The organism is Methanococcoides sp. NM1 (assembly GCF_900774285.1).
Taxonomy (GTDB): Archaea; Halobacteriota; Methanosarcinia; order Methanosarcinales; family Methanosarcinaceae; genus Methanococcoides; species Methanococcoides vulcani.
In genome coordinates this window covers 13,739-35,347 of record NZ_CAAGTW010000004.1, presented here as the reverse complement: position 1 = coordinate 35,347, position 21,609 = coordinate 13,739, and the positions used below count along the sequence as shown (strand labels likewise).

17 protein-coding genes and 1 pseudogene are annotated in these 21,609 nt (G+C 44.6%); 11 read left to right on the top strand and 7 right to left on the bottom strand.

Features of this window, described 5'->3' with window-relative positions; genetic code table 11:
• The first annotated feature begins 36 nt into the window (after positions 1 to 36).
• Positions 37 to 909, top strand: coding sequence for an ATP-binding protein (locus E7X56_RS04910; protein WP_135605422.1), 873 nt, complete (start codon positions 37 to 39; stop codon positions 907 to 909).
• Positions 910 to 948: 39 nt separating this feature from the next.
• Here the strand turns inward: E7X56_RS04910 and nadA are convergent, their stop codons facing one another.
• A complete protein-coding gene (nadA, locus tag E7X56_RS04905; protein ID WP_135605420.1) occupies positions 949 to 1,869 on the bottom strand; it encodes a quinolinate synthase NadA in 921 nt (306 codons plus the stop codon).
• 242 nt (positions 1,870 to 2,111) lie between these two features.
• On the opposite strand from nadA, the gene E7X56_RS04900 reads away from it, so the two are divergent.
• The 9 genes and pseudogenes from E7X56_RS04900 to E7X56_RS11735 all read left to right on the top strand — a co-directional run bounded on the left by E7X56_RS04900 (position 2,112) and on the right by E7X56_RS11735 (position 12,312).
• Positions 2,112 to 2,315 (top strand): heavy-metal-associated domain-containing protein, encoded by a 204-nt coding sequence (locus tag E7X56_RS04900; RefSeq protein ID WP_135605418.1) that lies wholly within the window; start codon positions 2,112 to 2,114, stop codon positions 2,313 to 2,315.
• A gap of 105 nt (positions 2,316 to 2,420) precedes the next feature.
• Positions 2,421 to 5,237, top strand: a complete 2,817-nt coding sequence (locus E7X56_RS04895; protein ID WP_135605416.1) for a heavy metal translocating P-type ATPase — start codon at positions 2,421 to 2,423, stop codon at positions 5,235 to 5,237.
• A gap of 150 nt (positions 5,238 to 5,387) precedes the next feature.
• The gene (locus tag E7X56_RS04890; RefSeq protein ID WP_135605414.1) at positions 5,388 to 6,719 is read left to right on the top strand and encodes a hypothetical protein; all 1,332 of its coding nucleotides are present in this window, start codon (positions 5,388 to 5,390) and stop codon (positions 6,717 to 6,719) included.
• A gap of 187 nt (positions 6,720 to 6,906) precedes the next feature.
• Positions 6,907 to 7,461: a cupin domain-containing protein gene (locus E7X56_RS04885; protein WP_135605412.1), complete on the top strand. Its 555-nt coding sequence runs from the start codon at positions 6,907 to 6,909 to the stop codon at positions 7,459 to 7,461.
• Positions 7,462 to 7,523: 62 nt separating this feature from the next.
• Positions 7,524 to 9,200 carry an AMP-binding protein gene (locus E7X56_RS04880; RefSeq protein WP_135605410.1) on the top strand — a complete coding sequence of 559 codons (1,677 nt, stop codon included), beginning with the start codon at positions 7,524 to 7,526 and terminating at the stop codon, positions 9,198 to 9,200.
• Between the two features lie 136 nt (positions 9,201 to 9,336).
• Positions 9,337 to 9,579, top strand: a complete 243-nt coding sequence (locus tag E7X56_RS04875) for a ferredoxin family protein (RefSeq protein ID WP_091689802.1) — start codon at positions 9,337 to 9,339, stop codon at positions 9,577 to 9,579.
• Positions 9,580 to 9,603: 24 nt separating this feature from the next.
• On the top strand, positions 9,604 to 10,665 hold the full coding sequence (locus E7X56_RS04870) for a 3-methyl-2-oxobutanoate dehydrogenase subunit VorB (RefSeq protein ID WP_135605407.1): 1,062 nt from the start codon (positions 9,604 to 9,606) through the stop codon (positions 10,663 to 10,665).
• A 2-nt stretch (positions 10,666 to 10,667) separates the two neighbouring features.
• Positions 10,668 to 12,095, top strand: a pseudogene (locus tag E7X56_RS04865) (2-oxoacid:acceptor oxidoreductase family protein).
• Between the two features lie 40 nt (positions 12,096 to 12,135).
• Entirely contained in the window at positions 12,136 to 12,312 is a 177-nt protein-coding gene (locus E7X56_RS11735) for a hypothetical protein (RefSeq protein ID WP_167879448.1), read from the top strand.
• A gap of 79 nt (positions 12,313 to 12,391) precedes the next feature.
• Here the strand turns inward: E7X56_RS11735 and E7X56_RS04860 are convergent, their stop codons facing one another.
• Entirely contained in the window at positions 12,392 to 13,384 is a 993-nt protein-coding gene (locus tag E7X56_RS04860; protein ID WP_371413354.1) for an ammonium transporter, read from the bottom strand.
• Positions 13,385 to 13,721: 337 nt separating this feature from the next.
• On the opposite strand from E7X56_RS04860, the gene E7X56_RS04855 reads away from it, so the two are divergent.
• The gene (locus E7X56_RS04855) at positions 13,722 to 14,030 is read left to right on the top strand and encodes a PLD nuclease N-terminal domain-containing protein (RefSeq protein ID WP_210409246.1); all 309 of its coding nucleotides are present in this window, start codon (positions 13,722 to 13,724) and stop codon (positions 14,028 to 14,030) included.
• An 821-nt stretch (positions 14,031 to 14,851) separates the two neighbouring features.
• Here E7X56_RS04855 and E7X56_RS04850 read toward each other — a convergent pair.
• The 5 genes from E7X56_RS04850 to gyrB form a co-directional block, all read right to left on the bottom strand.
• A complete protein-coding gene (locus E7X56_RS04850; RefSeq protein ID WP_135605403.1) occupies positions 14,852 to 15,256 on the bottom strand; it encodes a pyridoxamine 5'-phosphate oxidase family protein in 405 nt (134 codons plus the stop codon).
• A gap of 105 nt (positions 15,257 to 15,361) precedes the next feature.
• Positions 15,362 to 15,955 (bottom strand): pyridoxal 5'-phosphate synthase glutaminase subunit PdxT, encoded by a 594-nt coding sequence (gene pdxT / locus E7X56_RS04845; protein WP_135605754.1) that lies wholly within the window; start codon positions 15,953 to 15,955, stop codon positions 15,362 to 15,364.
• A 36-nt stretch (positions 15,956 to 15,991) separates the two neighbouring features.
• Positions 15,992 to 16,888, bottom strand: coding sequence for a pyridoxal 5'-phosphate synthase lyase subunit PdxS (pdxS, locus tag E7X56_RS04840; protein ID WP_091689797.1), 897 nt, complete (start codon positions 16,886 to 16,888; stop codon positions 15,992 to 15,994).
• A gap of 65 nt (positions 16,889 to 16,953) precedes the next feature.
• Positions 16,954 to 19,449 (bottom strand): DNA gyrase subunit A, encoded by a 2,496-nt coding sequence (gene gyrA / locus E7X56_RS04835; RefSeq protein ID WP_135605401.1) that lies wholly within the window; start codon positions 19,447 to 19,449, stop codon positions 16,954 to 16,956.
• A gap of 11 nt (positions 19,450 to 19,460) precedes the next feature.
• Positions 19,461 to 21,365 carry a DNA topoisomerase (ATP-hydrolyzing) subunit B gene (gene gyrB / locus E7X56_RS04830; RefSeq protein ID WP_135605399.1) on the bottom strand — a complete coding sequence of 635 codons (1,905 nt, stop codon included), beginning with the start codon at positions 21,363 to 21,365 and terminating at the stop codon, positions 19,461 to 19,463.
• Between the last annotated feature and the right edge of the window lie 244 nt (positions 21,366 to 21,609).

Below are 21,609 nucleotides of genomic sequence, written 5' to 3'. Positions count from 1 at the left end.
TTTCCTGAAATTTTTTGAGATGCTCGGAGAAATTACATGAAACAGCTTACTATAATAAGTGGAAAAGGTGGTACAGGAAAGACTACTATCGCAGCAGCTTTTGCTTCGCTTGCAGAAAATGCGGTGATAGCTGATTGTGATGTGGATGCAGCCGATATGCACCTGATATTGGACCCGCAGATAACTGAAACAATCGATTTCTATGGCCTGAAGGAAGCATCTATTGATGACTCCCTGTGCATTCAATGCGGCCTGTGCAAAGAGAATTGCAGGTTCGATGCAATTACCGATGATATCAGGATCGATAGCTGCGAATGTGAAGGCTGTGGAGTATGTGCTCATATCTGTCCTGAAGGAGCCATAACGATGGTCGAAAGGAAAGCAGGAGAAGCCTATCTTTCTGAAACCAGGTTCGGACCAATGGCAGATGCAAAACTCGGTGTAGGAGAGGAAGCAAGTGGTAAACTGGTAGCGTTTGTCAGGGAGAATGCCAGAGACCTTGCTGAAAGATATGGCAAAGACCTGATAATCATTGATGGTCCGCCCGGTACAGGCTGCTCTGTGATCGCTTCCATTGCCGGTGTTGATATGGTTGCGGTCATAACCGAACCCAGTGTATCAGGAATTCATGATCTTGAACGGGTTCTGGGCGTGGCCGGGCACTTTAATATTCCGGCTGTGGTCTGTATAAACAGGCACGATATAAATGAAGAGAACACTCGTGTTATTGAAGATTATTGCAGGGAAAACGGGATCGATGTTGTGGGAAAGCTTCCTTTTAGCAGAATTCCGACCGAGGCAATGATCCAAGAAAGAACGGTGATGGAATATTCAGATGATGAACTGTCAAATGAGTTCTCAGAAAAACTAAAAGAGATATGGGAAAACATTATGAGAAGCCTGAACTGAAATGTGGTTTATGTTTTCAGGCTATGCTCTCATATAATATTACATAGTACGCTTTACCGCAAGCATCCTGTCAAGTGCCTTTTTTGCTTTAAGCCTTGTTTCATCGGGAACTGTGATTACATATTCCATTTTCTCAAGTGCATTGAGCACTGAATCAAGGGTTGTGATCTTCATGTTAGTACAGACAGTGAACTCGGACACGTAGTAGAACTTCTTGCTAGGATTCTCTTTCCTTAACCTGTGTAGCAAACCGTTCTCAGTTCCGATGATGAACTCTTTTGCATCAGAGCTTTTTGCATAGCTGAGTATTCCGGTAGTGCTTAGAATCTCATCTGCAAGGTCCAGTACTTCTGTCCTGCATTCAGGATGTGCAAGGAACAGGCTATCTGGATGCTCTTCTTTTGCTTTGAGCACGTCCTGTGCATGCATCTGGTGATGGGTCGGACAGAAGCCTTCCCATGTAATGATCTTCTTGTCAGTGAAATCTGAAACATAGGTGCCAAGATTCTTGTCAGGGACAAAGATTATCTCGTCCTCTTCAAGGGAGTTGACCACATCAACGGCATTTGCCGATGTGCAGCAAATGTCACTCTGGGCCTTGATCTCAGCAGAGGAATTCACATAGCAAACCACGGCTGCATTCGGATGCTTTTTCTTCTCGTCGTCAAGTGAGATCACATCGACCATTTCGGCCATCGGGCAACCTGCATCTTTTTCAGGCAGAAGTACGGTCTTTTCCGGGCTGAGTATTGCAGCACTTTCTGCCATGAAATCCACTCCACAGAAAACGATGACATCGGCATCTGAATCGACCACCTGCTGGCTGAGACCCAGGGAATCTCCGGTGAAATCCGCAATGTCCTGCACTTCCGGACGCTGGTAATTGTGGGCGAGGATAACTGCATTATGTTCTGCTTTCAGGGAATTGATCCTGTCAATTATATCTTTCATTTCCTGCATATTCCCACCACATCATAATTTATATTGCATAGTATATCAAGATTCTTGGATTTTTATAAGGATAATTATACCCAATTATGCTTTTTCGTTTTTATAAATATGGGTAGCATTTATGTATGGTATATTTAAGTATGTTAACGGCGTTAACTAACCGACTGACACTTTAAGTAGTTTGCGCTAACAAAAAAATATTGGAAAAGTATTAATCTAATAATTGCACATTTCATTATGGGAGTGAAAAAATGGTTGAAACAACTATAAAAGTAGAAGGCATGTCCTGTGGACATTGCCAGATGACTGTCACAAAAGCAATATCAGGTGTTGAAGGCGTTTCTTCTGTTAACGTTGATCTGGAGAAAGGAGAGGCTAATGTCTCTTATGATCCAGAGGCAGCAGATATTGATACAATTAAAAAAGCAGTCAACGATGCCGGCTATAAGGCCTAATTCCTGCCGGATGCCTGCCTGCAATCCACCTGCCAATTTATACTCTTGCTTTTTGCTGTCTGACAGCACTGATCAAATGAACCCTATTTCTTTTGGTACAATAACATGAAAACTACGATCGATGTTCATGGAATGACCTGCATGCATTGTCATGAGAGCGTGACAAAAGCAATTTCCTCCCTTGAAGGTGTGGAAAGTGTAGAGGTAAGCCTTGAGGAGAACAATGCTACTGTCAGTTTTGATCCTGCAAAGGTAACCCTTGATGAGATCAGGCAGGCAGTTACAGATGCCGGTTATGAAGTAGCTGAAGACATCGGTTCAGAGGAATCTGTAGAGGTACCGGAAAAAGCGAAAGAGGAAGCTCAACTTTCATCCATGCAGGCTTCGACAGAAATCTCTGCAAAGTCTTTGACAGAGACTTCAATAAAAGATTCGACAGAAAAAGCTACCGAAGAACCGGCAGATTCCACACTGAAAGTTACCGGCATGACATGTGCTGCATGTGCATTACGTATAGAAGATGCTTTGAAGAAACAACCCGGTGTCCTTTCGGCAACTGTTAACCTCCCGCTTGAAAAAGCATCCGTAACATATGATCCAAATGTCATGACCGTTAGTGATCTTGAAGAGACGATCAAAGATACGGGCTATGGCGTGCTGAAGGATGAGATCGATCTTGATGTGGGAGGCATGACCTGTGCTGCCTGTGCATCTAACATCGAGCGTGCTCTCAGGAAGATAGATGGCGTAAGCAATGCCAGTGTAAATTTCCCGATGTCCGGTGTGCATGCTGAGTATGATTCCTCAAAGGTTTCCGTAGCTGACATGCTCAATGCTATAGAAGGGATCGGCTATACGGCATCTGTAAAGAAGGAAGGAAGACCCGTTGATCGTGAACAGGCTGCAAGGGACCTGGAGATCACCCACCAGAGGAACAATCTGCTGATAGCTTTCCTGCTGACAATTCCGATCGCTCTTGGTGGAATGAGTGGCGGGTTCCCACAGTATCTTTATTTTGTACCTCCTATACTTGCTGACAGGGGTGTGCTTTTCGTTCTTACTACCATAGTAATGGCCTTCCCCGGAAGACAGTACTTCGTCGGTGCCTACAAAGGGCTTCGGCACGGCTCTGCTGATATGAACCTTCTTATCGCAACGGGTACTGGTGCTGCTTACACAATCAGTGTTGTGACAAGTTTCATCGATCTTGGACCGGGATACCAGCATACTTTCTTCGATTCAGCTGCAATGCTGATCACATTCATAACATTTGGACGTTACCTTGAAGCAAAGGCAAGAGGCAGGACATCTGAAGCCATCAGGAAGCTCATCGGATTACAGGCAAGGACAGCACGGGTTATCAGGAACGGTGAGGAGATCAAAGTAGCTGTGGAAGATGTGGTCACAGGAGACATTGTTGTTGTCAGGCCGGGGGAGAAGCTACCGGTGGATGGTATCGTAACCGAAGGCTCATCTTCCATCGACGAATCCATGATCACCGGTGAAAGCATTCCTGTTGAGAAGAATATCGGCGACCAGGTGATCGGAGCTACTGTCAATGGTACCGGTTCTTTCAGGTTCAAGGCTACCAAAGTAGGTGCTGATACTGCACTTGCACAGATCATCAAGCTGGTAGAAGATGCACAGACATCCAAGGCACCAATTCAGAGAATAGCTGACTTTGTTGCCGCTCGTTTCATTGTTGCAGTTATTGTGATCGCTCTCCTTTCATTCCTGTTCTGGTTCTTCATCGGATACAACATGTTCGATGTTGCACAGTATTCTGTTATCACAAGTCCGTTCCTGTTCTCCCTTCTGATCGGGATCACAGTTCTTGTGATATCCTGTCCCTGCGCTGTTGGACTTGCAACACCGGTAGCCATAATGGTAGGTACAGGAAAGGGAGCTGAGAATGGCATACTTATCAAGGGCGGTGAAGCACTTGAGGTCAGTCGCAAGATCGATACGATCGTATTTGACAAAACAGGCACGCTCACAGAAGGAAAGCCTGTACTAACTGATATTATCGCTTTTGGAGAACACACAGAAGATGAAGTGCTTTCCCTTGCAGCTACTGCAGAGAAGGGATCAGAGCATCCCCTGGGTGAAGCTATCGTGAACGGTGCTGTAGACGGTAGTGTTCCTATCCTTGATGTTTCATCCTTTGACTCCATCCCGGGCCATGGAGTAAAGGCAATGATCAAAGAACAGGAGATACTGCTTGGTACCCGAAAGCTCATGGCTGACAACAACGTTGACGTTTCTTCCCTTACCGGCAGGCTTGAGGAGCTTGAACATCAGGGTAAGACCGCCATGCTTGTTTCAGTTGATGGCAATGCCGCTGGTATCGTAGCGGTGGCAGATACCCTCAAGGCGAATTCCGTAGAGGCTGTTTCCAGGCTCAAGGAACTGGGGCTTGAGGTTGTGATGATCACAGGAGATAACAGCAGGACAGCATCAGCTATTGCAGCAGACGCTGGTATTGATCGTGTTCTTTCTGAGGTGTTACCTGAAGACAAGGCAGCGGAGGTCCGGAAGCTTCAGGATGAAGGCAGGATCGTTGCAATGGTCGGTGACGGTATCAATGACGCTCCTGCACTTACCCAGGCAGATGTAGGAATAGCCATGGGAGCCGGTACAGATGTGGCTATTGAGTCGGCACAGATCGTGCTTATCAGGAACGACCTGCTTGATGTGGTAGCTTCCCTGCGCTTAAGCCGTCTGACCATGCGAAAGATAAAGCAGAACCTGTTCTGGGCCTTTGGGTACAACAGTCTTGGAATTCCAATAGCAGCAGGCATTCTCTATCCTGTGTTCCATCAGATACTTGTAACTCCTGCAATGGCAGCGGCTTTCATGGCCATGAGCTCGGTATCTGTTGTGACGAACTCATTGCTGATGAAAAGAAGCAGGATAAAATAATCGTTGAAGTGGCATGTTTTAGGCATGCCGATCCTTTTTTTCTTAATTTGATAACTACGGATCAATTCGAAGTTTAGACAATTCTTTAATAAGTTAAACTCCTATTGGAACATGTCGAAAGACGATCACGATCATAAAGGAGAAATTGATATGAAGAAATATTTCGCGTTTGCCACACTCGGTCTGCTGTTGCTCAGCATGACAGCAGCAGGTGTTGCTGTTGCCATCTCTGAGCCGGTGGCCGAGGGACCTGTACTGATAGCTGAAAAGATCGCTGCTGATGGATATTATCAGGACATGATATATCCTGAAGCTGGAAGAGAGATCGTTCCACTATATGTTGATCCGGGATATTCCTATCTTACAATCAAACCTGGCGAGTCCGATGAAGTAACTGTTGTAATATACAACCATGGTGAAGAGACAATAGCTATCGAGCCATATGTTGCACCACAGTTTTACAGCGATAATATGCTTGATGAGGACTGGGTCACCATCTCACCTGCAAAAACTGAACTGGAGACGGGCGAAAAGCAGGAGTTCACTATCAAGGTATCAGTTCCTGAAGATGCTGAACTTGGCCATTACAGTGCGAACGTCTTCTTTAGCGGTCTTGAGGGAGATGTAGCTTCCCTGTATCCGGGTTACAACGGAGCACTCGAGCTTTCAGTGAATGTATGGTTGCCACCAAATATGGAGATATCTAATTCATACATCAGTGACCGCGTGGAAGCAGGTGCTGAGTATGAGTATAGCATCAAGCTCAAGAACGTTGGTGACAAGGCAATTTCCATTGATCCCGAGTTTGAGGAGATCGAGGATGAATGGTACAGATACAGTTCACAGGTCTCCCTTGATGAGAAAGATGTGACCATCACAGCACCTTCTGTTATCAAGCCAGGAGAGAAAGCTGTTGTGAAGGTAAAGGTAAGGATCCCGGCTGATGCAGAAGGAAGTGTCAATGGCAGGATCAACCTGAACATCGATGACAGGACCATCACTGAATGGAGCCAGAAGGTAAGCATGAACTTCGATGTCTGGCAACAACCAGATGAGCCATTCACAACAACTTTCAATGCAAGAACTGATGATCCTATTACCATCAAGGTATTCTCAATGGATTACAACTATGGTAGCAGCAGCACATCTTCTACAACACCTTCCTTTGATGTTGTATTGAAGAACGCAAAAGGCGAGGTCAGACCAGTACTTGTAAGCACAAGCTACAGTGGCTCCGTAAGTCTTGGACAGCAGTATCCTGTCCCTTACAGGATGGCAATGGATGAAGCTGTCAGCAGCTATATGGAAGTTGAATCTGTGATGAGTGAGGATATGGAACAGCCTGATGTATATCAGCAGGGTTCGACCGGATATTCAGAGACATATCGTGTTGACAGTGGTGTCGGTGAGTGGACACTCGAGATCATGCCACACAACACAGAGAACTTTGAATATTCGATCAATATTGGTCCGACTGAATAAGACTCTAGATTCGCATCCCGTAGTGTGTCATGTGCTAACATGACACCCGGTACTTTTTTTAACTTCCTGTATGTTAAAATACGGAAAAGGATCGCAATATCAAGTTAAGTTGCTTGAATATTGTTTCTTTCAAAATTCTATTTTATTTTGTAAGTATCTTCCTTATTAACCAATAAAAGTTGATATCATGCAGGAAAAAATAAAGGAAATCTCATCACGTATCCATGAATTGCGCGAGCTGTCAGAAATCAGTGTAGAAGAAATAGCAAAATATCTGAACATCCCTGTTGAAACCTATCAGCAGTATGATACAGGTGAAACTGATATCCCTGCCAGTATACTTTTTGAGATCGCACAGTTCCTGAAAGTGGATATGACGCTACTTTTAACTGGCGAAGAACCACGCATGCATATTTTTACTGTTACCAGGAAGGACAAGGGTCCCACTGTTGAGAGAAGGAAAGCTTACCAGTATCAGAATCTTGGACCAAATTTCATACACAAAAAGGCAGAAACTTTCCTTGTTGAGGTTGAAGCCGGATCAACAGATGCTGAGAATTCCATGAATTCGCATCCGGGACAGGAGTTCGACTTTGTTCTTGAAGGTACCCTGAAAGTGAGGATACATGATAATGAGATCGTTCTTGAGGAAGGAGATTCCATCTATTTTGATTCCAGCTATGGTCATGCAATGGAAGCCCTTGGAGATAAACCTGCAAAGTTCCTGGCTATGATCATTTGAAAAACATATAATTGAATCCAAATTTAAGAATTGATCTATTAGAAATGGAAAACGGTGTAAATATGTCATCTTTTTTAGAAGAATATGTTTCACGCACGGAATTCGAATCGTATGATGACTACAAGGAGAACTTTAAGATAAAGATCCCCGGGAACTTTAATTTTGCATACGATGTTGTCGATAGGTACGCAAAGGAACAGCCTGAGAAAATAGCCCTTGTATGGTGCAATGATGATGGTGAAGAACTGATCTATAATTTCAGGGACTTGAAATACTACAGCGATAAAGCTGCAAATCTCTTCAGAAAATATGGCATCAAGAAAAGCGATGTTGTAATGCTGACCTTGAAGGGCAGGTACGAGTTCTGGATCTGCATTCTTGCCCTGCACAAGATAGGAGCTATCGCACTTCCTGCTACCCATATGCTGACAACCAAGGATGTAACCTACCGTATCGAACTTGCAAAGATCAAGATGGTAGTAAGTGCTGACGATGAAGGCCTTATGGGCTACATTGATGAAGCACACAAAGGTTATGAGGATGTCCTGCTCCACAAGGCTGTCCTTAATGTTGAGAAAGAGGGTTGGATCAATTTCAAAAAGGAGCTTGAAGAAGCTTCTGAAGACTTTGCTCGCCCGGAGGGCGATGAAGCAACAAATAACGATGATATTTCCCTGTTGTATTTCTCATCCGGAACAACCGGTCTGCCAAAAATGGTTCAGCATGATTTCGCCTACCCACTTGCCCACATAATCACTGCTAAGTACTGGCAGAATGTGATGGATGATGGATTGCACCTTACAGTAGCAGACTCCGGCTGGGCAAAATGTGTATGGGGCAAGCTCTACGGTCAGTGGATCTGTGGCACTGCTGTCTTTGTTTATGATTATGAACGTTTTGATGCAAAGAACATGCTTGAGATGGCAAGCAAGTATGGTGTGACAACTTTCTGTGCACCGCCTACTATCTACAGGTTCCTCATCAAAGAAGATCTTTCACAGTATGATTTCAGCAGCCTTAAGTACTGTGTGGTTGCCGGTGAACCATTGAACCCTGAAGTGTATGAGAGGTTCCTTGAGTTCACAGGACTGAAACTTATGGAAGGTTTCGGCCAGACCGAGAGTATAGTGACCATTGCAACTTATCCGTGGATGGAACCAAAACCGGGTTCCATGGGAAGACCATCACCCGAGTACGATATCCAGCTGTTGAACCTTGACGGGAAGCTCTGTGATTCCGGTGAGGAAGGAGAGATCGTCATCAATACTTCCAAAGGCAAACCAATAGGTCTTTTTGCCGGATATCGTGCAGATGAGGAAAAGACCAAAGCTACCTGGCATGATGGATATTATTATACAGGTGACATGGCATGGAAAGATGAGGATGGCTATTTCTGGTTCATCGGAAGATCTGATGATATCATCAAGAGCTCCGGTTACAAGATCGGTCCTTTCGAGGTAGAGAGTGCACTGATCGAGCATCCTTCTGTGCTTGAATGTGCCATCACCGGTGTACCGGATCCGGTTCGTGGCCAGATCGTTAAGGCGACCATTGTTCTTACCAATGGATATGAGCCAGGTGAAGAGCTTAAGAAGGAACTGCAGGACCATGTCAAGAAAGCCACTGCACCTTACAAGTATCCAAGAGCTGTGGAATTCGTGGATGAGCTTCCAAAGACCATTAGTGGTAAGATAAGACGTGTCGAGATACGTGATCACGACAAAGCAACAAACAGATAAACTTTGATTACTTCATGTCAGGAAGCTAAAAGGTTTCCTGATGTATTTATTAATAAATATTAAAGATATTCTGATCTGAGAATATTGTAAGATCGATCATTTGAGATCATATTTATCCGTTCATTGAGTTGATATTATGTCTGAGAATAAGGAAAAGATGCAACCATATCCTGAGCTGAACATTATTGAATGTAAAGGATGTGAAAGATGCGTAGCTGCATGTCCTAAAGATGTACTCTTTATGAGTGAACACATTAACGAGCGCGGCTACCATTATGTTGAATACAAGGGAGAAGGATGCATAGGATGCGGAAATTGTTACTACACCTGTCCTGAGCCACTGGCTATTGCTGTGCATATCCCGATCAAGGAAGAATAAGCCAAAAAAATGAGGTGATATTTTATGGCTACACAATTAATAAAAGGCAACTCCGCAGTTGTCATTGGTGCTTTATATGCCGGTTGTGACTGTTATTTCGGTTATCCGATCACACCTGCAAGTGAGATCCTGCACGAGGCGTCCCAGACATTCCCGAAGCTTGGAAGGAAGTTCGTACAGGCAGAATCAGAAGAAGCTGCAATTAACATGGTCTATGGTGCAGCATCTGCCGGACACAGGGTTTTGACGGCTTCATCAGGTCCTGGTATGAGCCTGAAACAGGAAGGTGTATCATACCTTGCAGGAGCAGAACTCCCATGCGTGATCGTGGACATCATGAGAGCAGGTCCGGGTCTTGGTAACATTGGTCCTGAACAGGGAGATTACACACAGGTTGTAAAGGGTGGCGGACACGGAAACTACCGTAACATCGTCATCGCACCAAATTCCGTCCAGGAAATGTGTGATCTCACAATGAAGGCATTTGAGCTTTCAACAAAGTATCGCAACCCGGTTGTAGTGCTGGCAGATGGTGTGCTTGGTCAGATGATAGAGCCACTCAAGTTCCCTGAAACTGCAGAGGAACCTGCTATTGACACTTCATGGGCTGTTTGCGGAACAAAAGAAACACGGAAGAACCTTGTTACATCTATCTTCCTTGACTTTGACCAGCTTGAGGATTTCAATTACAAACTTCAGGAAAAGTATGAGACCGTCAAGGAAAATGAGGTTGATTACGAGGAATACATGATGGAAGATGCATCCATTGTGCTGGTTTCATATGGTATCAGCAGCAGGATCTGCCGTTCAGCTGTGGAAGCTGCAAGAAAGGATGGCATCAAGGTAGGACTTTTCCGTCCGATAACATTATTCCCATTCCCTGAAAATGAGCTAAAGGCCCTTGCAGATTCAGGAGATAAGACCTTCGTTTCTGTCGAGATGAGCAATGGTCAGTTGATAGATGATGTACGCCTTGCTACAGGTTGCAGCAGGCCTGTAGAACTTGTGAACCGCATGGGTGGAAACCTCATTACAATGGATCAGGTCATGGATAAAATAAAAGAAATTGCTGCAAGGGAGGAATGAACATGGCAGAAAGGATCATTGGAAGACCAGCCGGAATTTATGAAGAGTTCCCACGCAAAGGCGGAGCAGCACCAACTGCAACCCACTATTGTCCGGGATGCGGACACGGTATTTTGCACAAACTGATCGGAGAGGCTATGGAAGACCTTGGTATCCAGGACAGGAGTGTCATGATCAGTCCTGTAGGATGTGCAGTATTTGCTTACTACTACTTTGATTGTGGAAACCTCCAGGTAGCACACGGACGTGCACCTGCTGTAGGTACCGGTATGTCAAGGGCACAGGACAATTCTGTTGTGATCTCCTACCAGGGTGATGGTGACCTTGCATCTATCGGTCTTAATGAGACCATGCAGGCAGCGAACCGTGGTGAGAAGATGGCTGTGTTCTTTGTGAACAACACGGTCTATGGTATGACCGGTGGCCAGATGGCACCAACAACACTGATCGGTGAGAAGACCGTTACCTGTCCTGATGGAAGGGACCCACGCTTTACAGGATACCCTATGCACATGTGTGAGCTGCTGGACAACCTCAGGGCCCCTGTGTTCATAGAACGTGTTTCAATATCTGATATTGCACATATCAGGAAAGCAAAGAAAGCTGTCAGGAGAGCTCTTGAGGTTCAGAGGGACGGCAAAGGATATGCATTCGTTGAAGTGCTTTCCACATGTCCGACCAACCTCAGGCAAAATGCTGAGCAAAGTACTGAGTTCGTGAACGAGATGATGGAGAAGGAATTCCCGCTCAGGAACTTCAGGGATAATTTCGATGAGACTGAACCATTATAGCGCTCTGAGAGCGATTTCTCCAAGAAAGGAATCGATGAACTCTACAGTCTCGATAGCAGTGCATCTCCTGATGCAGTACAGGACCCTGACTTTGGCCAGGTGCTCGTAAAGATCGCCGGATTCGGCGGACAGGGTGTTTTGAGCATGGGACTCACACTTGCACGTGCAGGATGCCGTGATCAGCGCTACACTTCCTGGTATCCGTCATACGGACCGGAACAGCGTGGAGGAACTTCCAACTGTTCAGTTGTGATCTCAGGAGACTCAATTGGTTCACCTATTGTTTATGGGTCAGATGTGCTTGTAGCGCTCAACCAGCCATCCCTTGAGAAATTTGCAGGGGATGTGAAAGAAGGAGGTCTCATACTCTATGATGACACCGTAGGTGAGTTCGATGCTCCTGAGGGAGTAAGAGCAATTGCAGTACCTGCCATGCAGATAGCAAAGGACGCAGGTTCAGTAAAAGCTGCAAATACGGTCATGCTCGGTGTGCTCATGGCACAGGGAGATAGCCGTCTTCCGGAAAAGGTCTTTAGGGAAGCTATAGAGGATACGTTTGCAAGCAAACCAAAGCTTATCCCTATGAACCTGGATATCCTTGAAGCCGGTGCAAAATGGTCTACAGAAAATTTTAAATAAGTTGCCGGTCATTTCCGGCTAACTTTACTTTTTAGCGACCATGATAAGAATCGTTCACTTTTTGATAGCTTTCATCGTATTCACTATAATAGCTGTTGCTGTAACAGCTTTGCTTCAGGAAAGGATATTTTTCTCTGTGTTCGTAGGACTCCCTGCCGGCACAATTGCAGGAGTTGTTACTTTCATTTACCTCAGGGTGAAAAGCAGAGAGCAATAAAGGTAAATTAAATGGATCGATCCTGTCCATATCAATTGAAAATCGATCCATTATTGAAGCTTTTAACTACATCATTTAATTAGCTAAAGTCATGGTCATATGCATTTTCTCCATGTATTGCCCAATCCAGTCCCAGACATTCATGCTCTTCTGAGACTTTGACCGGTGTTATAATAGTGTCGATCAATTTCAGCATCATGTATGTGAATACAAATGCATAGATCGAGGTTCCTGCTACAGCGGCAAACTGGATCATGAGGAAGGTCGTCCCTCCATATATCAATCCATCAGCACCTGCCGGATTTATTGCCGTGGATGCAAAAACACCCAATAGGATCGTTCCTATAACTCCTCCCATTCCATGTACACCCCATACATCAAGAGCATCGTCCCATCCAAACCTGTTTTTGATGTGAACGGCGGAGTAACATCCAATACCTGCAACGATTCCCATTATTGCAGCAACAGGCATTGATACGTACCCGGCAGCAGGGGTTATTGTTGCCAGACCGGCAACTGATCCTGTCAATAATCCTATGAATTTGGGCTGACCTTCTTTTTTCCATTCTATGATCAGCCATGTGATAGCTGCAAATGATGCAGATATATCTGTGTTTATAAATGCTAATGTTGTGATCCCATCCAGGTTAAGCTCACTCCCTGCATTGAATCCGAACCATCCAAACCAGAGTAAAGCTGTACCAATAGCAACAAGTGGAATACTATTTGGGTTTGATTTTTTATCCATCCTGGAGCCAACATAGAATACCGATGCAAGAGCTGCAGATCCTGCAGTTGCATGGACGACGATCCCTCCTGCAAAATCAAGCACTCCCAGTGTTGCCAATAAGCCACCGCCCCATACCATATGGACGAATGGGTAGTAGACAAATATCTGCCACAATACCAGAAAGATCACATATGCTTTGAAAGTGACACGATTGACGAATGCACCGGTTATCAGAGCAGGAGTAATGATCGCAAATATCATTTGATATGAAACAAAAACGATCTCAGGGATCATTCCATTACCTGAAAATACAGAGTCCATTGTTACTCCGTTCAGGAATATCTTATCAAAGTTCCCAATGATCCCTCCCTCTCTGTCATATGTGCGGCAACAGTTTATGGATTGAACTATTCATTTTGTCCGAAAAATAGGGTATTTATCGGACAACAACATGAATTTTCGGACAAAATCAGCATTTTTCGGTCAGGTTATAAAACAGGGTTACAGTTGTTATTTTTCAAGCATTGTGGGAGCAATAAATAAACATCAAAAATTTAAATCCTTTTTTAGAGTAAAAGCAGGTTTGATCTAGCTTTCTGTTCACACAGTTACCATATTTGTGCGATGTGTTTATATACATTTAACTGAAATATATTGTCAATGTTAGAGAGGTGTAAAAGTGACTGAAATTAAGTCGAAATGGAATATTGTCAGTCTTATGATATTCTTTACAATACTTGGGTTTACATACCACATCGGTCAGCTACTCTGGGGAATAGTGATGATAGCCACTCTTTTCTGGATATTCATGCTATGTGACTGCCTACAAAGAAACACAGATAATTTCCCCCGCAAAGGAGAGCATGACAAATTGATCTGGTCGCTTTCGATTATCTTCCTGAATTTCATAGGTGCAATCATGTATTACTTCCTAGTCAGGATGCAGGAGAAGGGGGATGGGATAAACATGAATGAAACCATCGAATAACAATAATAACTTGATTTTTCGGACAAAGCGGCAATTTTGATGAAATTTTAATATCGCACATTTACAACCAAATGATGATTTTTGTCCGTACAATAGTCGGAAATAGCTTACCGACATGCGATTTGACCACAAAGTAGGCTATTTGACTATAAAGTAGGGTAGTTGACCACAAAGTAGGGGACTTTATGGGCAAGCCCTACTAAAAATGGAAAATAATTATTGATCCTGGACATTAGTAACAATAAAAACAACGATCAAATTGATCATCTCATGTGATATTTCGCCAGAACCCAGGAATTTCTATGCCCATACCCATGTTCATTCTGGTATTTGCCTGTCTGTTCCGGAAAAGGAATAACTGGGTTTCTTCCTTTTTCTGTTTCTCATTAACATCGAGTGGGTAATTTTAACGTCCTGCAAGCAAATATTCGCAATTGTAAATTATCTTCCTGCACAATCCTTTAATTGTGATGTGATATTTTTGCTCATTCGATTGCGATTTGCATTAGTTATTTGAATTCCATGACGCTTGAAAGGTAGATGTAAATAAATTTAGTTACCCACTCGATGTTGAGGAGATCCCTTTTTCTTATTTTCTTTTTTTAGAGATTTTAAGCTATAATGAGATGTTTTGATTATAGTTGCCACTATGATCAATAACTTAATCAATTAAACAATCGATGAATAAATGTGAATATCAGATCAAAAAAGTAATTCTAATGGTAAATTCACCTTCTCATCTTTAATTCACTTTTCAGGTGAATAAATGAAAGTTATAAACTTACCATTAGCTTAAAATCCAATAAATTAACTCACCACGCTCAAAGGATCTTCTTTCCGGCATCATCTCCGGATTTACATTCGAAGACCTCGGTGATATTCATGACCATAAGAGCCTTTGCAGGGAACTTGTCTCCCTTTGCCTTTGCGCCAGCATAGGCTTTCTCATAGTCATCACCGCTTGTCTTGATCTCGACATCTCCCTTGATCTGGAAGCAGCCACCGACCTCAGGTCCCCAGACAAAGATAGATGCAACCGGGTTCTCATCCAGGTTCTGGCGGGTCTTCAGGAAATAGTTGTCTGTTATCCAGATAGTTTCATCATCTGCCAGCTGGCACATGCCGATAGGGATGACATTTGGCATTCCTGCTTTTGATGCTGTTGCAAATGGGAATATCTTTACTTTGGAAAATGCTTCCTTCATATCTTCTGTTAGTTTAACCATCTAAATCACCATTTCTAATAAATAATAATGATCTCTTCTGAGACCTTAAAGAGAGGACACGCTACACCTTAATAAGAATTTCTTATTTGTTGCGTGGTTTTGTTATCAGAACAGCTTGTCAAGGAAATACTGGTGAATTCTCATATCCTCAGTAAGCTCAGGATGGAATGCCAGTGCCAGAACATTATCCTGCTCGGCAGCAACGATCTTGTCATCAATTGATGCAAGGACATTTACATTCTCTCCTGCCTCAAGAATAGCCGGTGCCCTGATAAAGATCGCATTGTATGGTGAATCAAGTACTGATACATCAAGGTCGATCTCGAAAGATTCGAACTGCCTTCCAAAGGAATTCCTGTTGACCTTTATATCCATCAGTCCAAGCAGGTATTGATGCGTTTTCTCTACCTGTGAATCTCCGGACTTTGCAAGAAGGATCAGGCCTGCGCAGGTACCCAGGATTGGAATACCGTTCTCTTTTGCCTGCTTTATCTCCTCGTCAATGCCTTCCCTGAGGATCAGGCGGCCAAGAGTTGTGCTTTCCCCACCCGGGAATACAAGACCGTCACATGTAGGAACTATTCCTTTGTGCTTGATTGTAACTACCTCGGCAGTCTCGCCACGTTCAGCGAGTGCTCTCTCAATAGATTCTACATGTTCGGCAACATCGCCCTGAATAGCAATTACACCTATACGCATCATAAACACCGTAAAAAAAGAAAGAAAAAAAGAAGGTTACCAGCCGCGTGTCTGGAGAACCTGATCATCCGGAATAGTATCCACGCTGATTCCTTTCATGCCTGCTCCGATACCTTTTGAGATCTCTGCGAGCACTTCAGGATTGTCATAGTTGTTGACAGCCTCAACGATAGCTTTTGCCATCAATGCAGGGTTCTCTGCCTTGAAGATACCTGATCCGACGAAAACACCGTCAGAGCCAAGTCTCATCATGAGAGCTGCATCAGCAGGAGTTGCAACACCGCCAGCTGCAAAGTTCACAACCGGAAGACGCTGCATCTCTGCGGTCTCCATGACAAGCTCAATGGGTGCTTCGATGTCTCTTGCAGCCATAATAAGCTCTTCCTTTGTCATGCCCTTAAGGGTCCTGATCTCACCCTGGATCTGCTTCATGTGGCGTACAGCTTCCCTGACGTCACCGGTACCAGCTTCACCCTTTGTACGGATCATAGCTGCACCCTCGTTGATCCTTCTGAGTGCTTCACCGAGGTTACGTGCACCACATACGAAAGGAACTGTGAACTGTGTCTTATCGATATGGAAGCTTTCATCAGCAGGTGTGAGTACTTCTGACTCATCGATCATGTCAGAGCCAAGTGCCTGCAGGATCTCAGCTTCAACGAAGTGACCTATCCTTGCTTTTGCCATTACCGGAATTGTTACGGATTCAATGATGTCAGCAGTGACCTGTGGGTCTGCCATCCTTGCAACCCCGCCTTCCTTCCTGATATCGGAAGGTACAGCGTGGAGTGCCATAACTGCAACAGCTCCTGCTTCTTCAGCGATCCTTGCTTCCTCAGGAGTTGTAACGTCCATAATAACGCCGCCTTTCTGCATCTTTGCAAACCCGCGCTTGATAAGTTCGGTACCATGTCGTAATTTTTCAAGTTCCATAAGATCATCCTTCTGTCGATTTAGTGTACTAAATATAGTCAATGCTTAAAAGTGTTTAGTTCGTGTCATTCCTCATACTTAATTCTTGCAACACCCACGACCTTGTCGCCGGAGCGCACATTCATTATTTTAACACCCTGTGTGTTCCTGCCCTGTGCACGTATGTCTTTCACAGGTATCCGGATAATGATCCCTTCAGAGCTGGTAACCATAACCTCATCGTCCTCATGAACGGCCTTCACATTTATGACCGGACCATTACGCAGACTGGTTACTATGGTAATGACACCCTGACCGCCTCGTCTCATTCCACGATACTCATCAAAGGAAGTACGCTTTCCGTATCCGTTCTCAGTTATTGTGAGCAACTTGCTTTCCGGATCAACGATGTCCAGGCTTACCACAACATCACCGCCGGCAAGTTTCATACCGCGAACACCTCTTGCAGTTCTTCCCATTGAACGCACATCGTCCTCAGAGAACCTGATGGCCTTTCCATGCCTTGATACCATCAGTATTTCCTTTGATCCATCGGTAAGTGCCACATTGACCAGATCATCACCGTCGTCAAGGTTGATAGCAATAATACCTGCCTTTCTAACGTTGCTGAAATCAGATAACTGGGTCTTCTTCACAGTACCCAACATGGTAGCCATGAACAGGTATTTGTCATCCTCGAACTCCTTTACAGGTATCATTGCAGTAACGGATTCGTTCTCTGCAAGTTCTAGCAGGTTGACGATAGCCTTACCCTTGGATTGCCTGCTTCCCTGCGGGATGCTGTAGACCTTTAGCCAGTGTACCTTTCCACGGTTCGTGAAGAACATCAGGTAATTATGGGTGGATGATATGAAAATGTCCTCAACGAAATCCTCTTCCTTGGTCTCCATACCAATGATGCCCTTTCCTCCCCTGTGTTGCTGGGTGTAAGTATCCACTGGCATCCTTTTGATATAACCGCTATTTGTGATGGTTACAACAACATCTTCCACAGGGATAAGGTCCTCATCCTCGAAATCAACATGGGAACCTGTGATTATTGACCTGCGTTCATCTGCGAACTTGTCACGGATCTCCTGTAACTCTTCCTTAATGATGGTGTATTTCCTTTCATCGCTGGCGATGATATCCTTCAGGTCACCTATGAGCTTAATGAGTTCTGTGTGTTCATCCTCTATCTTCTGCCTTTCCAGTCCTGTCAGACGCTGCAGGCGCATATCAAGGATAGCTTTTGCCTGTATCTCATCCAATCCGAACTTGTTCATCAGACCGTTCCTGGCTTCCTCTACGGTCTTTGAACTGCGAATAAGTTCGATGACCTCATCAATATGATCAAGTGCGATCATCAGGCCTTTGAGTATGTGTGCCTTCTCCTCAGCTTTTCTCAGGTCGAACTGGCAGCGTTTGAGGATAACTTCGATCCTGTGTTCCAGGTATATCTGAAGTATTTCCTTGAGAGTCAGTTCCCTTGGAATGCCGTCCACCAGTGCAAGATTAATGATACCGAAAGTTGTTTGCATCTGGGTGTGCTTGTAAAGCTGGTTCAGGATCACTTCAGGATTAGTGTTCCTTGTAAGTTCGATAGCAACACGGATACCGTCCCTGTCAGACTCATCACGAAGATCGGAAATACCAACGATTCTTTTCTCCCTCACAAGTGAGGCAATGTTCTCGATAAGTTTGGCTTTATTTACCTGATAAGGTAGTTCCGTTACGACAATACGGTTCTTGTCGTTCTTCATCTCCTCGATGGAGGTCACTGCACGCATCTTTATAGGGCCACGTCCGGTCTCATATGCAGACCTGATACCCTGGGTCCCGAGAATTGTAGCGCCTGTTGGGAAATCCGGACCTTTGACTATTTCCATGAGCTCCGGGATCGTAGTCTCCGACTCATCAATAAGTTTCAATGTGGCATCGATCACTTCACCAAGGTTGTGAGGTGCCATATTAGTGGCCATTCCGACTGCAATACCGGTAGAGCCGTTAATAAGAAGGTTAGGTAGCTTTGCAGGTAGTACGGAAGGCTCCTTGAGGGAACCATCGTAGTTCGGCTTGTAATCTACGGTTTCCTTATCAATGTCTGAGAGCATCTCGTTAGAGATACGGTCCATGCGGACCTCAGTGTATCGCATTGCTGCTGCTGAATCACCATCGATCGAACCGAAGTTACCCTGACCGTCAATAAGTGGATACCTTAGGGAAAACTCCTGTACCATTCTCACAAGGGAATCATAAACTGCAGTATCACCATGAGGGTGGTATTTACCAAGAACGTCTCCCACTACACGGGCGGACTTCTTGTAGGCCTTGTCAGATGTGATACCTGCTTCCTTCATGGCATACAGGATACGTCTGTGTACTGGCTTGAGACCGTCACGTGCGTCGGGTAATGCCCTTCCCACAATAACGCTCATTGCATAATCGATATACGAGTTCTTCATCTCGTCCTGTATAAGCACCGGTACGATCCTTTCGCCTGTATCGGTAGGCCGGATGTCCAGAGGTGCTTCATCTTCTGGCTGTACATCTGTAGGATCATTGTTCATATTATCTGCCATCTTATCTCACCTCACACATCCAGATTGACAACTTCCTTTGCATGCTTCTGTATGAACGCTTTACGCGGTGCAACCTCATCTCCCATGAGGATAGAGAATACCTCATCGGCAGCTACTGCATCTTCCATGCTTACCTGCAATAATGTCCTTGTCTCAGGATTCATTGTGGTTTCCCATAGCTGTTCAGGATTCATTTCACCAAGACCCTTGTATCTCTGGATACCGGTTCCTTTTTCACCGATCTCTTCAAGCTTTGCTGCCAGTTCCCTGTCAGAGTAGACATAATGTTCAGCCTTTCCTTTCTTTATACGATAAAGAGGAGGCTGGGCGATGTAAACATAACCGGCATCGATAAGCGGTGTCATGTACCTGAAGAAGAAAGTAAGTATAAGGGTTCGTATGTGTGCACCATCAACATCGGCATCGGTCATGATGATGACCTTGTGATAACGTGCTTTTTCCAGGTTGTAATCCTCTCCGATACCTGTACCCATTGCAGTGATCAGGGAGAGCACTTCGTTGTTCTTAAGTACCTTTGCAAGACGTGCTTTCTCAACATTGATGATCTTACCCCTGAATGGCAGGATCGCCTGGAACTTACGGTCACGTCCCTGTTTTGCTGAACCGCCTGCAGAATCTCCTTCCACAAGATATACTTCACTTACTGTGGGATCCTTCTCAGAACAGTCTGCCAGCTTTCCGGGAAGTGTGCTCACTTCAAGGGCGCTCTTCCTTCGGGTAAGTTCACGTGCTTTCTTGGCAGCTTCCCTTGCACGCCTGGCATCCAGTGCTTTCTGGAAGATGATAGTTGCTACCTTTGGGTTCTCTTCCATGTACTCTGAAAGTCCTTCTGAGACCATGGAATCTACGATACCCTTAAGCTCGCTGTTGCCAAGCTTGGTCTTTGTCTGCCCTTCGAACTGTGGTTCTGTTAGTTTCACGCTGATAATGGCTGCAAGCCCTTCACGAATATCCTCGCCTGAGAGCTTTTCATCACCTTTTACCACATTGTTCTTCTTGATATAGTCATTAGCAACACGTGTGAGTGCTGTCTTGAATCCGACAAGGTGGGTTCCACCTTCATGTGTGTTAATATTGTTAGCAAAAGAGTAGACGTATTCCCCATAGCTGTCAGTGTACTGCATGGAGATCTCGACTATGGTCCCTTCTTTCTCGCGTTCGAAATAGATAGGCTCTTTGTGAAGCGGGGTCCTGCTCATGTTAAGATGCTCGACAAAGGATATGATGCCTCCTTCATACTCAAAGACATCCTGTTCCATTTCCTCCGGCCTTGAATCCGTTATGCTGATACGGAGCCCCTTGTTGAGAAATGCGAGTTCCCGAAGCCTTGTGACAAGGGTGCTGTAAACGAACTCGGTCGTTTCAAAGATTGCACTATCGGGCATGAAAGTGCTCTTTGTTCCAGTACCTTCTGCATCTCCGATAACAGATACATCAGAAACAGGTTTACCGTACTCATAACGCTGATAGTATAATTTACCGTCACGTTTTACCTCAACTTCCAGCCATTCGGAAAGAGCGTTCACCACGGATACACCGACACCATGAAGACCACCTGATACCTTGTAGCTGCTCTTGTCGAACTTTCCTCCTGCATGCAGGACCGTGAGTACGACCTCAAGAGCTGATTTCTTGTATTTCGGATGTGTGCCTACCGGAATTCCACGACCATTATCCACAACGGTAACAGAACCGTCTGTATTGATGGATACGTCTATTGAATCACAGTATCCTGCAAGTGCTTCGTCTATACTGTTATCGACGATCTCGTACACGAGGTGATGAAGTCCTCTGGTGTCTACACTTCCGATATACATGCTGGGTCGTTTGCGTACTGCTTCCAACCCTTCAAGGACCTGAATGTGTGTTGCATCGTAATCTTGCCTGTCACTCATCGCGATTTTCTCCATGTGATGTGGCTTTTAGCTCTTAAATAAAATCATTTATCCTGTAAATGATATTTGTAGATAATAAGTCAGTCTGAATTAATTTAGTTTCAATTTACCGATATTGATTTTCATCTAAATAATTTGCTCGTACTATGCATTACATGTATATAAAGGTATGATTAACAATCAGGTTTATTTATGCGCCAAATTTGCTTAAATATCGGATATGTCGGGATACGGGCAATACCGA

Coding starts and splice junctions, on each gene's coding strand:
- gyrA (WP_135605401.1), bottom strand. CDS start 19,449: ATGGCAGATAATATGAACAATGATCCTACAGATGTACAGCCAGAAGAT.
- E7X56_RS11735 (WP_167879448.1), top strand. CDS start 12,136: ATGATAAGAATCGTTCACTTTTTGATAGCTTTCATCGTATTCACTATA.
- E7X56_RS04850 (WP_135605403.1), bottom strand. CDS start 15,256: ATGGTTAAACTAACAGAAGATATGAAGGAAGCATTTTCCAAAGTAAAG.
- E7X56_RS04885 (WP_135605412.1), top strand. CDS start 6,907: ATGCAGGAAAAAATAAAGGAAATCTCATCACGTATCCATGAATTGCGC.
- pdxS (WP_091689797.1), bottom strand. CDS start 16,888: ATGGAACTTGAAAAATTACGACATGGTACCGAACTTATCAAGCGCGGG.
- E7X56_RS04910 (WP_135605422.1), top strand. CDS start 37: ATGAAACAGCTTACTATAATAAGTGGAAAAGGTGGTACAGGAAAGACT.
- E7X56_RS04890 (WP_135605414.1), top strand. CDS start 5,388: ATGAAGAAATATTTCGCGTTTGCCACACTCGGTCTGCTGTTGCTCAGC.
- E7X56_RS04895 (WP_135605416.1), top strand. CDS start 2,421: ATGAAAACTACGATCGATGTTCATGGAATGACCTGCATGCATTGTCAT.
- gyrB (WP_135605399.1), bottom strand. CDS start 21,365: ATGAGTGACAGGCAAGATTACGATGCAACACACATTCAGGTCCTTGAA.
- E7X56_RS04900 (WP_135605418.1), top strand. CDS start 2,112: ATGGTTGAAACAACTATAAAAGTAGAAGGCATGTCCTGTGGACATTGC.
- pdxT (WP_135605754.1), bottom strand. CDS start 15,955: ATGCGTATAGGTGTAATTGCTATTCAGGGCGATGTTGCCGAACATGTA.
- nadA (WP_135605420.1), bottom strand. CDS start 1,869: ATGCAGGAAATGAAAGATATAATTGACAGGATCAATTCCCTGAAAGCA.
- E7X56_RS04875 (WP_091689802.1), top strand. CDS start 9,337: ATGTCTGAGAATAAGGAAAAGATGCAACCATATCCTGAGCTGAACATT.
- E7X56_RS04870 (WP_135605407.1), top strand. CDS start 9,604: ATGGCTACACAATTAATAAAAGGCAACTCCGCAGTTGTCATTGGTGCT.
- E7X56_RS04880 (WP_135605410.1), top strand. CDS start 7,524: ATGTCATCTTTTTTAGAAGAATATGTTTCACGCACGGAATTCGAATCG.